The sequence below is a fragment of the Pseudomonas sp. 008 genome, from assembly GCF_016861935.1.
GTDB lineage: Bacteria > Pseudomonadota > Gammaproteobacteria > Pseudomonadales > Pseudomonadaceae > Aquipseudomonas.
The window spans coordinates 12,036-26,880 of record NZ_BOMA01000001.1 but is presented as its reverse complement, the minus strand read 5'-3'; the positions used below and the strand labels follow the sequence as shown (position 1 = coordinate 26,880).

Sequence of the window (14,845 nt, the reverse complement as noted above, 5' to 3'; positions counted from 1 at the left end):
CGACCTCGATACCGGCGTTAAATCATCCGGCAATGCGTCTCACAGGTGCAGCATGTCCCCGCACAACTGGATCGACCAGGCCCAAGGCGCCGACACCGGTATCGAGACGTTGCATGCGCATTTCGAAGGCCACACCTGCAAACCACTTTAATCAGGTATTGGCACTGCGATTACTGCTTTCAACATGGCCGGGAATATGGTGATAACCGCTACGTTTTTCAGGGCGCCCTTAACAAATAAAACTCGAAAACAATCACAACAAAGCCAGATTGTAAACTGTCAGGTTTGACAGTTTACAAATTTGTCGCCATCGCATCTTATAGCGCAATCCCGCCTGCTGTTTCCAATGGCGAGATATCACTTGTCATGACAGTGGAGACTGTATCAATGAACGCATTTGCGAAAGTGGCCACATCATCTGTTGTGTTGGGAAAATGCACAGGAACAATCAATGCAACAGAAACATTTGACGCCAGCCTGGTAGAACTTTCAGACGCGATTTACCCTCCTCCTCACGGCGAAGCGCATGTCATGCTTGCCACGCAGCGCGCGCCCGCTCCGGATTACACGACGAAAGAGTTGAAGATTTCATTCTCGAAGGGCGTTAAGGATGGTGCCTATGGCCTGTATCCGGATGCCTACACCGTTCGAGTGCTCTTCATTGACCGCTCGACTCCAGCCAAACCTGTTGTCTATACGCAATACCAGGGTATTGCCCGGGTTCAATACGACTCCTCAACGGCAACCTTCTCTGGCGAGATCAGCGCGGTTCTCGAAAATCTGGATGAAGACGATCGCAAGGCTGTCAATCTGAAAGTCGAGTTCGAAGCGTTCCAACACGTACCGGCAAGGAGAATCCCTCGTCGTCCTTCACCACGTGCAGGGTATTGCTAAGCGATTGATAAAAACACCGCTCATTAAAAAGGAGGCCGAAGCCTCCTTTTTAATTAACTCATTTTCGTTGCATTAAAACGCGTATCGCAAACCTAAGGTCAGCCCGCCGGGCTGTTTGAAGTTCTTACCCTCGCTGAACTCATAATCTGCATGCATTTGCAGGCTTTCTGTCATTGATGCCGCGATGCCCGCGCCCACGTTACCTCGTGCACCGGAAAGATTGTTTTTGAATACGTTATCGTTGACCTGCACTTTGTTGTTCTTCTCGAACTCGTATGCACCGGCAACGCGCAAGTAAGGCTGCAGTTCTATATCGTTTTCCATTTTGAAGTTTCGGCCAGCGGTCACACCGACCTCACCCAACAGCGACCGCGCACGGTCACCATCGGCCTGCAGGTCGTTATCCAGAGAAAAATTCTTACCTTGTATGACTACGGCGGACCATTTAGTGAAGGGCTCAACAAAATATCTATCGTGGAGTTTGATATGACGACCGAACTCGACAGATCCGCCCAAACCGGTCGTGTCATAGTTACCTTTGGCCCGGGCTCCATCGCTCAGCCTGACTTTGGCTTCATTGCGAAACCGGTTCACTTTCAGTACAGCATCAGCGTAGTAACCACTGGTCGCATCAAGCCAGGTAGCATACGTGCCAAAGTAGTAACTATCGACGTTACCCGAGGTGCCGGCACTCAGATCGAGATCAGATGTACTGTGTCCACCCATCACTCCCACCAGCCATTGACCATCACCCACGCGCAAGGTGGCATCAGCACCCAAGGTGAACCCCCGCTGGGTCTGCTGATAACCCACACCAGAAGCATCGGCAATTTCGTATTGATTGCCATAGGTACGCCCCCACGCGCCGCCCTTACCACCGTTGAAACGCAACTCACCCATCCGGGTGCGCAACGACGTCAATTCGCCATACCAGGTGGGTAATGGTGTGTTGAACAACGCAAGCACCGAGCGTGCCCCCGGACTGACGATGTGTGCCCTCGGATCGAGAATCCAGTCGTTGCCGCTTTTGACGAGTGCATAGGAATAGGCCCCCTGATCGACCACGTTGCCGAGCAGGGAGAACTGGGCATTGCCACCGTTGGTTTTGACGACTGTGATTCGTTGGCCGGCAGGCGGTTCGGTTCCGCTGCTGGCAATGAGCAGCTCATGTGATCCGCTGGCCGTTCCAGTGACATTCAAAACGTCGGTCTGGCCCCTAGCCAGATCAGTGCCCATGATGAACCGACCGCTGCCCGACAGATCGGTGACGTTCAATTGATAAAAGGCGTTGTCCGCCCCGAACTTCACCGCCCCCCCATTGAGCACGAGTTTTTCAACCTGACTGTTGTCCACCAACACCCATTGCGAAGTGTCGTTGATGGTGGCGCGGGCAACATTTTCCAGGCGCCCGGTGAGTACCGAGTTGTTTTGCAATGTCAGCCCGGTTGTACTTCCAGTTTCGGTCACAATGTTGCCGTTCAATTGGCTGCCATTGACGGTCATCGATACGTCTGCGCCGCCCTTGACCTCAAGCAGCGTGTCGTTACCCGCCAGCAATCTGGAGTTTGTCAACGTCAGCGTGGCGGTGGAACGTGCAACGTTATCGAAATCCACCAAAATGGCGGAGCCGCTTTTGCCCTGCACTATGGTGTTCTCCACATTCAGGGTGGCCGGTGCCACGCCGGTTGGATCAAGCTCAATGAATACGCCGTTCTGCCCGCCGACAATCGTGCTGTTTGTGGCCACCGAACCGGCACTCTGCAGCCACAGGCCATAACCCGTGGCAGCCGTGCCTTCAATGGTGGAGTCGGTGACATTGATGAGGCTGTGAGAAGAGGCAAACGCCCCGGCATCCACACCCGTGATGGTGCTGTTACCTGTGACGTTGGCCGTGGAGCCGGCCTGAGTCGTCGAGAACCGCACAGCCGATAGCCCGAAAGAATCTCCACTGACCGTGCTGTTGTTGACATTGCCCTGGCTGGAAACCAGTTCAAGCCCCGACTGTCCGCCCGCCCCCGTCACCGTGGCACCATTCAGATTGACAGTCGAATTATTCCTTACGGCTATTCCTTGGGTACTGCTGCCCGCATTGACATTGACTGTCGAGCTGTCGGCATCAATCCCAAGTGTCTGTGCGTTGTTGACGTTCAGTGTTGCGTTTTGACTCAAAAACCAGCTGTCAACCGCATCACCGTTGTTGACCGTGGCGGTCCCCCCGACGACCGGGGCAGCTGTAGCGAGGGTAGAAAGCGCCAAGAACGGTACACACAGCGTACCCGTCATGAAGAAGGACGCATGGAGCCGTTTGGAGTGGAAGTGCATACTGGACACCTACTTCGAAAGTATTTGATCGAGCTCTGCGGCAAGTCGTGAAAATGCACGACCAGCCTTTGAAGGTCAGCAAGGCTATCGAGCAATTACGCATTGTTATGTAGGACTTTTCTGCATATTGTGAACGACAAGTCCTGCAGAAATGACGACCAAAGCATGTCGAAAATTCAAATGCGGCGAGCGTGGAAACATTTATTTCACGCTCGCCGCCCGGCTTGAATTTTGATTAACGGTTTGGCGGATTGGCCACTTCGCAGAAGTCGCCATTATTATCCACCAGAAATACAAAGTGGATGGCCGAGTCCGACTCCGGCACCACACCTGTGACGGTATAGGTCAGTTTCCCGTAGGCATTCGATACCGGCTTAAGATGAGTCATATATTCGCCGATATCCGTTTCAATACCCTCCGGAGGAACAGTGCCGGAAATAGGAATGTCTCTTGTAACGTCGGTATCGGGGATGGGAATGGTCGCACCCTCATCTTCGAATCCTTCCCACTTCAATGTCACCGTGCGTCCATCAGTAAGTGAAGTACTGTATGGAATAATGACTTTTAAGTTACGGCGATTTGTTCCGTCACCTGGATGATCTGGATCATCCGTTGGCAAGAAGTTCAATGTCGGACAGGAAATATTATCAAATACAAGCCCTTGAACCACCGGTTTCGGTAAATCGATTTTAGTGACGTCAACAACAACGGGTTGCTCATCAGAATAGACCGGGTTATTGCCCGAAACGGCTGACAGCTCCCATTTTAACTGTACCGTCGCATTCAGCTTTTTCTCGATGATTGCCCAGGAAACTGTTGCCGCTTTGATCTCCGTGCCCTCTTCTCCTGCTTGCAACAGGTAGGGAGTCAGCCTCACGTCATCATAACTAACCGTTATGCTTTGCGCCGACTCCGTGGGAGGGGCATCGTAAAGCTGTATGAAAATATCCGCATCTTTACCGAAGTCGTTATCGTCGAGTGTATTGTCCACACCTTGAGAGGAAACCAGGCGAGGCAATTCCAGCGCCGGATTGACCGGATCCGGTTCATCAGGATTTATCGGGCCAGGATGGGAAATATCAACGCCAATACCCGTGCTTTCCGTTGCGATCGGTTTACCAGATCCCCGGAACATGTCATAGCTGACCGTTGTCTGGACGACACCATCGGTCGCACCATAGGCGACCTTGATAACAGTGGTGTAATCCACTTGGAACACAAGGGTCTTGTCCGTGCTCACGCGTTGTTCAGGAAGTGGAATGCCCTGCCAATAGGTAATGATCGTGTCAGAAGGGGCATTGGGCAGCGGAACTTCAACCTCTATGGTCACCCCCCGTTTGCAGTCCGCCACATCGATCAAGGTATCACCGTCCGTGCCATCCGCCAGTGGCACCACGGGCGGTTTGGCCACAGGGGGGGCCAGACGCCGGACATTGCGTTGATCAGGTTTGGAGCGGCGGCTGAGGTTACCTGCCAGATCCCTGACCTCAAAAGTCAGCGTGTTCTGACCTTCCTTGGAGTTCTCAAAAATCGAGATAGGTAGTTTGATCTTACCGTTCGCGGGCACAAGTTCGTTTTCCAATACTGGCGTGGCATAGGCAGGATCCGCTGGGTCGCCCCAATAAACATTACAAACGTCCGTCACCTCGGCATTGTTGACAGCCAGTGTCAGCGTGATCTCGATACCGGTGGGGTTCGCGCCCAGGTAGGCGTCATCGATGTCTTTTGACGGCGGCAAATTCAAAGGGAATGCAGCCGCCGGCGGGGAGTAGTCCGTTGCGGGTGCTTTGGTTTGATAGGGCCGCGTCCTGTCAATATGGTATTCGGTAACGGCCTCGGGGTTCGGGTTCGAACCATTGGCGATAAGCACATACACCAGTTGATATTGGGTAGGGGCTTCGGAAAGCGCCAGCTCCTTGAGTTCGCTATGCGGGATTTTGAATGGCATCGGCCATACCCGATCAGCAATCGCACCCAGCGGGTGCCCTGTCATGAGCGGTATGCGCGTCAGTTCGCCTTTTACCCGTAAAAAAACTGTCAGCAAATCTCTTGGGAACTCAGTGGGCGGTTGGGGGATCGTGTAATCCAGATCAGCACCGAGTGCTGCGATCGGAATGCGTAAATCGCCTCCGGGAAGATTTTGTGCAGGGATATCGGCTCCATCGAGCAAAATGACACCGCCATTTTGCAGCGAAACCTGTGTATTCAAACCGACGTATCCAACTTTAGCGTTCATTAAAATTAGCTCCATTTTTATACACGACGGCACCTCGCCCATAACGCGACGTAATACGGCACACATTGATTACGCATTACTTCACAACAATCTTCACGGCCCGCAAGGCAACTCTTTCCCGGGGATGACTCGGTCGATCTTCACTATTTCCTTGAACGAAGCGCCAATTTTTCTGGTGCCACGATAGAGTGTGTAGTTCGCAACAGCCGACGCCCTGTCTTGCATCGGCTCTATATGCGGCCTATAGGGCTCTATTGTTACCGAGAAACCATTTTGAATTTCCTGGTCACTCAATAACCGCTTGTCGATTCTTTTATAAGTTCCGGCTATAGGAGAACCGCTGCCATTCAGACTCAGGTACCCGAACCACTCCAAGGTACAAATATCACCTACCCTGCAAAAATCGGGGAGCGGGGGAATCTTTACTTCCACACCCTCCCAAATAGGGGGAACGGTATCGCAATTCAGATAGCCATACAGATTGACATCGGGAAATCCGACTTCAGTAAGATTCTCAGGTATCGGAGTGTGGTCGATTGTCAGTTTTCGAGGTAACGAGGGATGTGGGTTACTGAGCCAATTCCTTGTCATATATGAAACCTCAACGACGCCGTCGTTGAGCAAATACTCTGGCCCTATGGTAATGATGAACTCCGACTCACTGATCGGGGTGGTGTATAAGGTCGTGGAAGTGAACTCGACAGCACCATTGCGCTTCAACTCAACAATCAGTGTGTCTTGTTCACCGTCGGGAGATTGTTCACGCCATATCGGCACTCTGACGTCAATGCCTTTGAGCAACAGATCAGGCGGGATGTAACCTTCCGGATCGTTTTCATCCACCCCAAGTACTGTCGGCGCGTCGTAGACCAGAACTTCAACAGGCGGCATTATTATTCTCCCTCGACATTTCTTTTCGAGTTCACAGTTGAAGCAAATTAAACGCCCGATTTCTTCATTGGACTACTGTCATATCTGACAGGTAAAGCTACCGCCTGTCGGTTTCCTACACCTTTCCCCTGCATCCTGGGCTTGACGTAACCCATTGCCTGGCGTTTTATGAAACCGGTTTCAGAGCCTGCGACGACACGACGCATCCAATATTCCAATAACAAGGTTTCAGACCGTGAACGACTTCTCCGCCGCCCAACGCAGCCGCGTCACCATGCTCGACGTCGCCGAACACGCCGGGGTCTCTAAGGCCAGTGTCTCGCGCTTCATCGGCGACGACCGCGCCCTGCTCTCCGATGCCACGGCCCTGCGCATCGAGCAGGCGATTGCCGAGCTGGGCTATCGCCCGAACCAGATGGCCCGCGGACTTAAACGTGGACGCACCCGGCTGATCGGCATGCTGGTGGCCGATATCCGGAACCCTTATTCGATTGCCGTAATGCATGGCGTGGAAACCGCCTGCCGTCGGCACGGCTACAGCCTGGTGGTGTGCAACACCGATCGCGATGACGAGCAGGAGCGTCAGCACCTGGCGTTACTGCGCTCGTACAACATCGAAGGCTTGATCGTGAACACCCTCGGCCACCACGTGGATGAGTTGCGCGAATTGCAGCGGGAAATGCCCATGGTGCTGGTGGATCGCAAGGTCGAGCAGTTCGATAGCGATCTGGTGGGGCTGGATAACCCGGCGGCTGTCGAGATTGCCATGGCCCACCTGGAAGAGCGCGGTTATCGCGATGTGCTGATGGTGACGGAGCCGTTTGACGGCACCAGTTCACGGATCGAGCGGGTCAGCAGTTTCAAGGCGCAGATACAGCAGCGCCCTGCTTTAACCGGCGCGGTAGCTGAGACCGGCAGCGAACTGACCTCGCGGCTGAAAACCTTCCTGAACACTCCCGGTGCTGGGCCGAAAGCGCTGTTTTGCGCCAACGGCATCGCCGCGCTGGCCGGCACCCACGCGTTGCGTGAATTGCAGTGCAACCTGTTCGAGGATGTCGGGCTGATCGCCTTGGATGATCTGGATTGGTATCCATTGGTGGGCAGTGGGATTACCGCCCTCGCCCAGCCGACCGAGGACATTGGCGCGAGTGCGTTTGAATGCTTGCTTAAGCGTTTGCGTGGGGATGACGGGCCGGTGCGGACCCTGGATTTTCCGGCGCGGTTGATCGTGCGTGGGTCGACTCTTGGGCATTTTCGGTGACTGAAAGAACGGCACATCGACCACTGATATTTCCTTGAACATTTTTTTGAACAAAAATGAAACCGGTTTCAGAGATGATAACAATGAACAAACCACCCGTTTCCATCAGCCTGTCCAGCTACGGCGCCGAGCTTGTGCGCCAACGTGGCCAGGGCAGTTTTGTCGAGGTTCTGGCCGCTGCCGACGCCACGCACATCGAATGGCGCGAAGAGCTGCTGACCCTCGAAGACCCCGCGCAATTGGCCGACGCCACGCAATCCCGGGGCCTGGAAAGCGTGTATTCCTCGCCGCTGGAGTTGTGGCTGGCCGGGCAATCGGCGCCCAACCCGGAACTGCTCTCGACCCTGCAACGCGCCGAGGCATTCGGCTCACAATGGCTGAAAGTCTCCCTGGGCTATTTCACCGACAACAACGACCTGCAAACACTGGCGCATGTGTTGCAACAGAGCCCGGTGCAGCTTTTGGTGGAAAACGACCAGACCTTGCACGGCGGCCGCATCGAACCGTTCCAGCGCTTCTTCGCCGACGTCGAGCAGCACAAGTTGCCGATCAAAATGACCTTCGATATCGGCAACTGGCAATGGCAGGATCAGTCCGCCGCCAGCGCCGCGCGAATGCTCGGTCGACATGTCGGCTACGTGCACTGCAAAGCAGTGGCGCGTCGGGTCGACGGCAAACTGGTGGCGGTACCACCGGCGGCCAGTGACTTGCACCTGTGGCAACAATTGCTGCGGCACATGCCCCAGAACGTGATGCGCGCAGCGGAATATCCGCTGCAAGGCGATGACTTGGTGCAGTTGACCACCGAACACGTCGCTACCCTTGCCCGCCTCGGCCAATCCCGCCTGGAGCCTGCGCATGTCTGAGATCGAGATTCTGTCGTTCGGCGAAACCATGGCGATGTTCGTTGCCGAGCAGAACGGTGAACTGGCCGACGTCGGCCACTTCCACAAGCGCATTGCCGGGGCCGACAGCAACGTCGCCATTGGCCTGTCGCGATTGGGCTTTAACGTCGCCTGGCTGAGCCGGGTGGGCGCCGATTCTCTCGGTCGGTTCGTCATCGATACGCTGAAGAAAGAAGGCCTGGATTGCCGCCATGTCGACATCGACCCGGCACACCCCACCGGGCTTCAGCTCAAGTCCCGCACCGATGATGGCAGCGATCCGGTGGTCGAGTATTTCCGTCGTGGCTCGGCGGCCAGTCATTTGTCGGTGCAGTCGATTTCCCCGTCGCTGCTCAACGCCCGGCACTTGCATGCCACCGGCATTCCTCCAGCGCTATCCGCGTCGGCCCGGGCAATGTCCTTCGAACTGATGACCCGCATGCGCGAAGCCGGGCGCAGCGTGTCGTTCGACCCCAACCTGCGGCCGAGCCTGTGGGCCAGCGAACAGCAGATGATCAGCGAGATCAACCGCCTCGCCGCCCTCGCCCATTGGGTGCTGCCGGGGTTGAGCGAAGGACGGTTGCTCACCGGATTTGAAGACCCTGCCGACATCGCGGGGTTTTACCTCGACCGGGGCGCCGAAGCCGTGGCGATCAAGCTTGGCCCGCAAGGCGCCTATTACCGAACCCATCAGGATGAAGGTTTCGTTGCAGGCGTACCTGTGACAACCGTGGTCGATACGGTCGGTGCCGGCGACGGGTTCGCCGTTGGCCTGATCAGCGCCCTGCTGGAAAACCACAGCGTTGCCCAAGCCGTGCAACGTGCCAACTGGATCGGTAGCCGCGCAGTGCAGAGCCGTGGGGATATGGAAGGCTTGCCCACCCGGGCCGAAATGGATGCTGAATTTGAGGACGCCGTTCGCGGGCAAGCCTCGCTCCTACAGGGTTCGGGGTGTACGCCCGTAGGAGCGAGGCTTGCCCGCGAAGGGGCCCTCACTATTACCGTAAAAATTTGAATCAGACTCCGTTACCTGCTGCGACAAAAACAACAAGCTCAGGAGCATCACTATGAAAACCGCAACACTGGCCACCCGCCGCTGGTGGTACATCATGCCCATCGTGTTCATCACCTACAGCCTGGCGTATCTGGACCGCGCCAACTACGGGTTCGCCGCCGCCTCCGGGATGGCCAAGGACCTGATGATCACCCCGGGATTGTCTTCCCTGCTCGGCGCACTGTTCTTCCTCGGCTATTTCTTCTTCCAGATTCCAGGTGCGATCTACGCCCAGAAGCACAGCGTGAAAAAGCTGATTTTCGTCAGCCTGATTCTCTGGGGTGCCCTGGCGACCTTGACCGGGATCGTCTCCAACGCCTACTGGCTGATCGTCATTCGTTTCATGCTCGGCGTGGTCGAAGCGGCGGTGATGCCGGCGATGCTGGTGTACCTGTGCCACTGGTTCACCCGTGCCGAACGCTCGCGCGCCAACACCTTCCTGATCCTCGGCAACCCGGTGACGATGCTGTGGATGTCGGTGGTCTCTGGCTACCTGATCCAGCATTTCAACTGGCGCTGGATGTTCATCATCGAAGGCTTGCCGGCAGTGTTGTGGGCGTTTATCTGGTGGCGCCTGGCTGATGACCGTCCGGCCCAGGCCAAGTGGCTGAACGACCAGGAAAAGCAGGACCTGGAAAGTGCCCTGGCCGCCGAACAGGTCGGCATCAAGGCAGTGAAAAACTACGCCGAAGCCTTCCGTTCGCCAAAAGTCATCATCCTCGCCTTGCAGTTCTTCTGCTGGAGCATCGGCGTCTACGGTTTCGTGCTGTGGCTGCCATCGATCCTCAAGGCCGGCGCGCAAATGGACATGATCGAAGCGGGCTGGCTGTCGGCGTTGCCGTACCTGGCGGCAGTGATCGGCATGCTGCTGGTGTCCTGGGGCTCGGACAAACTGCAGAAGCGCAAACGCTTCGTCTGGCCTCCGCTGCTGATCGCCTCAATTGCGTTCTACGGCTCCTACGCGCTGGGCGCGGAGCATTTCTGGTGGTCCTACACCCTGCTGGTGATTGCCGGTGCCTGCATGTACGCCCCGTACGGGCCGTTCTTCGCCATCGTTCCAGAAATCCTCCCGGCCAACGTGGCCGGTGGAGCCATGGCGTTGATCAACAGCATGGGCGCGCTCGGTTCGTTTGGCGGCTCTTATCTGGTCGGTTACCTGAACAGCTCCACCGGATCGCCCGGTGCGTCTTATCTGCTGATGAGCGGCGCGTTGCTGGTGTCGGTGGTGCTGACGATTTTCCTCAAGCCCGGCGCCAGTGACCGGGTCGTGGCCAAAGCCGCCGCACCCCGGCCGGTGGCGGCTCATTCCTGAATGGATGTTGATATGAAAAAGCAGGTTGTGCTGTACAAGAAACTCTCGCCGCTGCTGATGGCTCGCTTGCATGAGCAGACCGAGGTGACGCTGATCGACAGCCTCGACGCCGAAGGCCTGGCCAAGCTGCGCCAGGCCCTGCCCCGCGCCCAAGGGTTGCTTGGCGCCAGTCTGAAACTCGATGCCGGGTTGCTTGACCTGGCACCGAACCTGGAAGCGATTGCCAGTGTGTCCGTCGGCGTCGACAACTACGACATCGACTACCTGACCGAACGGCGGATACTGCTCAGCAACACCCCCGATGTGTTGACCGAGACCACCGCCGACACCGGTTTCGCGCTGATCCTGGCCACCGCCCGACGCGTGGTGGAACTGGCGAACATGGTTCGCGCCGGCCAGTGGAACCGCAACATTGGCCCGGCGCATTTCGGCAGCGATGTGCATGGCAAGACGCTGGGCATCATCGGCATGGGGCGGATTGGCGAGGCGTTGGCGCAGCGTGGGCATTTCGGTTTTGGCATGCCGGTTGTGTATCACAGCCATTCGCCGAAACCGGCGGTGGAGCAGCGCTTCAATGCGCAATACCGTAGCCTGACCGAGTTGTTGCAGCAGGCCGACTTCATTTGCCTGACCTTGCCACTGACCGCTGAAACCGAAAAGCTGATCGGCGCCAGGGAGTTCGCCTTGATGCGCCCGCAGAGCATCTTCATCAATATTTCACGGGGCAAGGTGGTGGACGAAGCGGCGTTGATCGAGGCGTTGCAGCAGAACCGGATTCGCGCTGCCGGGCTGGATGTGTTCGAGCGCGAACCGCTGCGCCATGACTCGCCGTTGTTGCAGTTGAACAATGTGGTGGCGACGCCGCATATCGGTTCGGCGACCCATGAGACGCGGGAGGCGATGGCGACTTGTGCGGTCGAAAATTTGTTGGCGGCGTTGGCGGGTGAGCGGCCGGTGAATCTGGTGAATGGGCAGGCGTGGAGAGGTCAAGCGGCATGCTACGGCAAGGTGTGATCAGGCCGTTCATGCGGTTACCGCGTCCGACTTGGCCGTCGTCCCCCTGCTCTGCGCTCAACCCGGTGACGGTCAGGTAAATCCCGTCTACGCCGATCGCGATCGTATCATCGAGTGTATTGACGGCTAGATCACAGGGGCTCGCCAGGATCGCGCGTAAATGCTCCGTGATTGACTGTTTGACCGCGAAATAGTCCACCACCAAAGTGCGGCTGGCTCTGGCCGCCGATCAACAAGGCCTTGTCGACGTTGTAATGCTGAATGCGCCCATAGGCTTGCAGGTACGCGCGGTTGAGCGCCAACGACACGGCTTGCGCGACACCATCGCACAGGCTGTCCGGATGACCGATCCCCTTGTGTTCACACATTTCGACTTCGCTCATCCGGTGCAAGCGTTCGCAGGCAGTAATGACGAACCGGGTCCTGTCGCTCATGTTCCTCTCCGCGTTATCTTCCGATCGATCGCGTCTACTCAGTACCTCGTGCACGGCGGCGCTGTTTGCGATCAGTCCGTGAGTGCCCGTGATGAGTGAGTACGGAAGTCATGGGGCAAGCTCCTTGATGGCTTGTGCAAGCAGTGTCGACAGATCGATGGCGTTGCTGGCGTGCCGGATGCTATTGCTGGTGAAGACCTGAATGCCGGCCGCTTGCAGGTCGCGTTGGGCGTGTTCTGCATACACTCCGTGCACCGCCAAGGCCACCGGTGGGCGCATGCCTGCTCGTTGCAGGTGCCCGGCGGTTTCGAGCAGGGTATGCCCCGTCGAAATGATGTCGTCGATCAACACCGGGGTGTGTTCTCGCCAACGCTGGATATCGGGCACGGAGACCGCGACCTCCCGATCGCCGAGTCGCATTTTCTGCAACACGATGAATGGTGCTTTCGCCAGCCGGGCGACCTCCGATACCCATTGCTCGCTTTCGCTGTCCGGACCGATCAACAAAGGTCGGGCGATCTTGCCGGGGATCCAGGCTGCCAGGGCCGGCGCGGCATGTACGACTCGATGCGGTACCGGGTATAGGGTGCCTAGATCATGGATACGATGCAGGTGCGGATCCACCGTCACCAACCAGTCGATGTGCGGAGCCAACAGTGCAGCAAACAGACGCGCGCTGACAGCCTCACCCGGATGAAAACGCTGGTCCTGGCGCATATAGGCCAAGTAGGGAGCAACCAGGCCCACAGAGCGAGTGCCCATCTCGCGCAGGGTTTCCATAAGGAAGCACAGCGGTATGAACCGTTTGTCCGGACCGTGCAGGCTGCACAGAATCACCGCGTCACGGCCCTGCACGTCGCTCAACACACGCACGTAGCTTTCCTCGTCGGGAAACTGCCTCAATTGGCAGACGGCAGGTTGCAACCTCGCAGCCGCCGCCAGCCCGGTCTGTAAAGCCAGATTGCCGTCGAGACAAAACAGCAGGGGATTCATGGCGCATCCTCCTCGATGAAGAAGAGTTCCGGGTGCTGCTGTGCATACTCCAGCGCATAGGCCAGTTCGCCCGGGCTTTCGGCATGCACGGTATAGAGCGGCTGATCGGCCTCGACCCGTTCTCCGAGCGCCGTACCGAGTACCAGCCCGGCCGCCGGGGCCGCTGGTGCCCCGGCCAATTTCCCGATGCGCGACAGTACGCGGTTGTCGATGCGGCACACACGACCTTCACGGCCGGCCAGGACCGGGTGCCTATAGCGCGCCTGCGGCGGCTCTCGCAGTCCGCCCTGGGCGTTCGCGATGGCCTGGAATTTTCGCCAGGCACTACCGCTCGCCAAGGTTGTGGCGGCGAGCGCATAGCCACTATCGGCCGGCGCCTTGCCGGCCATTTCCAGTAACAGACCGGCGAGGTCGAGGGTACGCTTACGCAAGTCCGGCGGCGCCTGCGCATCGCCGCGCAGCACCGCCAGCACATCACGCGCTTCCAATGCCGGACCGATACCCCGCCCAACAGGGCCATCACCGTTCGAGACATGCACCTTGACGTTGAGGCCAAGCCGACCGCCGACCTCGACCAACAGCGTTTGCAGTTTTATCGCCGCCGGCAGATCGCGTACTTTCGCGGTGGCGCCGACCGGGATATCGATCAACACATGACTGGCACCGGCCGCCAGTTTCTTCGACAACACCGAGGCCACCAACTGGCCTTGGCTGTCCAAGTCCAGGGCTCGTTCGACCCGGATCATGACATCATCGGTCGGGCTCAGTTGCACGGCCGCGCCCCACACGACACAACCGTTTTCTTGCTCCACGACCTTGCGCATCGCCGGCAAATCGAGAGCGACCGGGGCCAGGGTCTCCATGGTATCGGCTGTACCCGCTGGCGAGGTAATGGCGCGGGAGGAAGTCTTGGGTATGCAAAGGCCGTTGGCCGCGACGATGGCCACCACGATGGGCGTGGTCCGATTCCCCGGCAGCCCACCGACGCAGTGCTTGTCCAGCACCGGTGACCGGTCCCAGTGCAGACGCTCGCCGGTTTCAACCATGGCTTCGGTCAGATAGCGGATCTCGGTGAGCGACAGTTGGTTGCCGGTACAGCCGGTTAGAAAGGCCGCCAGCTCCACATCGCTGAATCGGCCGGCATCGATGTCATTCACGATCGCGGTCAGCGCCTCCCGCGACAGCGCACTTCCATAGATCTTCCCGCGCACGGCGCTCATCGACTCTACCGGCGCCGGGTGACGCACGGCAACGCTTTCACCCTCCTGAGCACCGAGCAGCCGCCAGGCCGATTCCGATAGCCCAACCTCACCGCCGGCTATCCACCGTCCATCCACCACCATCAGCGTCGCGATGACGCGACGCGTGCCTTTGACCAGTTCGATACGTGACAAGGCGGAAAAACCTTCCGAGCGGCAGACGTGACAATCCCGTGGCATGAACGCCACCGGCTGCTGGTGGGTATCAATGCCGAGCCGGCGGACGCGTAACTCAAGCACACTGCGTATCGGCATGAGCACACTCCTTTCGGCGCCTTGGCGCAGTAAGTC

12 protein-coding genes and 2 pseudogenes are annotated in these 14,845 nt (G+C 57.6%); 7 read left to right on the top strand and 7 right to left on the bottom strand.

Annotated elements, in window-relative coordinates:
* Window positions 1–52 precede the first annotated feature (52 nt).
* Together JUI81_RS32075 and JUI81_RS00120 are read left to right on the top strand one after the other, a co-directional pair.
* Window positions 53–145: pseudogene (locus tag JUI81_RS32075) on the top strand (AraC family transcriptional regulator); the annotation flags it as partial.
* Window positions 146–387: 242 nt separating this feature from the next.
* Entirely contained in the window at window positions 388–894 is a 507-nt protein-coding gene (locus JUI81_RS00120; protein WP_204123327.1) for a hypothetical protein, read from the top strand.
* Window positions 895–966: 72 nt separating this feature from the next.
* Here the strand turns inward: JUI81_RS00120 and JUI81_RS00115 are convergent, their stop codons facing one another.
* The 3 genes from JUI81_RS00115 to JUI81_RS00105 form a co-directional block, all read right to left on the bottom strand.
* On the bottom strand, window positions 967–3,216 hold the full coding sequence (locus JUI81_RS00115) for an autotransporter outer membrane beta-barrel domain-containing protein (protein ID WP_204123326.1): 2,250 nt from the start codon (window positions 3,214–3,216) through the stop codon (window positions 967–969).
* A gap of 235 nt (window positions 3,217–3,451) precedes the next feature.
* Window positions 3,452–5,452, bottom strand: coding sequence for a hypothetical protein (locus JUI81_RS00110; protein WP_204123325.1), 2,001 nt, complete (start codon window positions 5,450–5,452; stop codon window positions 3,452–3,454).
* Between the two features lie 93 nt (window positions 5,453–5,545).
* On the bottom strand, window positions 5,546–6,343 hold the full coding sequence (locus tag JUI81_RS00105) for a hypothetical protein (RefSeq protein WP_204123324.1): 798 nt from the start codon (window positions 6,341–6,343) through the stop codon (window positions 5,546–5,548).
* Between the two features lie 235 nt (window positions 6,344–6,578).
* Between JUI81_RS00105 and JUI81_RS00100 the strand changes: the two genes are divergently transcribed.
* The 5 genes from JUI81_RS00100 to JUI81_RS00080 all read left to right on the top strand — a co-directional run bounded on the left by JUI81_RS00100 (window position 6,579) and on the right by JUI81_RS00080 (window position 11,868).
* Window positions 6,579–7,604 (top strand): LacI family DNA-binding transcriptional regulator, encoded by a 1,026-nt coding sequence (locus tag JUI81_RS00100; RefSeq protein ID WP_275406292.1) that lies wholly within the window; start codon window positions 6,579–6,581, stop codon window positions 7,602–7,604.
* Window positions 7,605–7,687: 83 nt separating this feature from the next.
* Window positions 7,688–8,470, top strand: coding sequence for a sugar phosphate isomerase/epimerase (locus JUI81_RS00095; RefSeq protein ID WP_204123323.1), 783 nt, complete (start codon window positions 7,688–7,690; stop codon window positions 8,468–8,470).
* Window positions 8,463–9,503 carry a sugar kinase gene (locus JUI81_RS00090; protein WP_204123322.1) on the top strand — a complete coding sequence of 347 codons (1,041 nt, stop codon included), beginning with the start codon at window positions 8,463–8,465 and terminating at the stop codon, window positions 9,501–9,503. The genes JUI81_RS00095 and JUI81_RS00090 overlap by 8 nt, the downstream gene beginning before the upstream one ends.
* A gap of 52 nt (window positions 9,504–9,555) precedes the next feature.
* A complete protein-coding gene (locus JUI81_RS00085; protein WP_204123321.1) occupies window positions 9,556–10,854 on the top strand; it encodes an MFS transporter in 1,299 nt (432 codons plus the stop codon).
* Between the two features lie 12 nt (window positions 10,855–10,866).
* The gene (locus JUI81_RS00080; protein WP_204123320.1) at window positions 10,867–11,868 is read left to right on the top strand and encodes a D-glycerate dehydrogenase; all 1,002 of its coding nucleotides are present in this window, start codon (window positions 10,867–10,869) and stop codon (window positions 11,866–11,868) included.
* A gap of 31 nt (window positions 11,869–11,899) precedes the next feature.
* On the opposite strand, the pseudogene JUI81_RS31690 reads toward JUI81_RS00080, so the two are convergent.
* The 4 genes and pseudogenes from JUI81_RS31690 to JUI81_RS00065 form a co-directional block, all read right to left on the bottom strand.
* Window positions 11,900–12,067, bottom strand: a pseudogene (locus tag JUI81_RS31690) (methionine adenosyltransferase); the annotation flags it as partial.
* Window positions 12,000–12,302: a methionine adenosyltransferase gene (locus tag JUI81_RS00075; RefSeq protein WP_019578818.1), complete on the bottom strand. Its 303-nt coding sequence runs from the start codon at window positions 12,300–12,302 to the stop codon at window positions 12,000–12,002. The pseudogene JUI81_RS31690 and the gene JUI81_RS00075, both read right to left, overlap by 68 nt.
* Window positions 12,303–12,410: 108 nt before the next feature.
* Entirely contained in the window at window positions 12,411–13,295 is an 885-nt protein-coding gene (locus JUI81_RS00070; RefSeq protein ID WP_019578817.1) for a ribose-phosphate pyrophosphokinase, read from the bottom strand.
* Window positions 13,292–14,809 carry a thymidine phosphorylase family protein gene (locus JUI81_RS00065; protein ID WP_204123319.1) on the bottom strand — a complete coding sequence of 506 codons (1,518 nt, stop codon included), beginning with the start codon at window positions 14,807–14,809 and terminating at the stop codon, window positions 13,292–13,294. Before JUI81_RS00065 ends, JUI81_RS00070 begins: the two co-directional genes overlap by 4 nt.
* Window positions 14,810–14,845 lie beyond the last annotated feature (36 nt).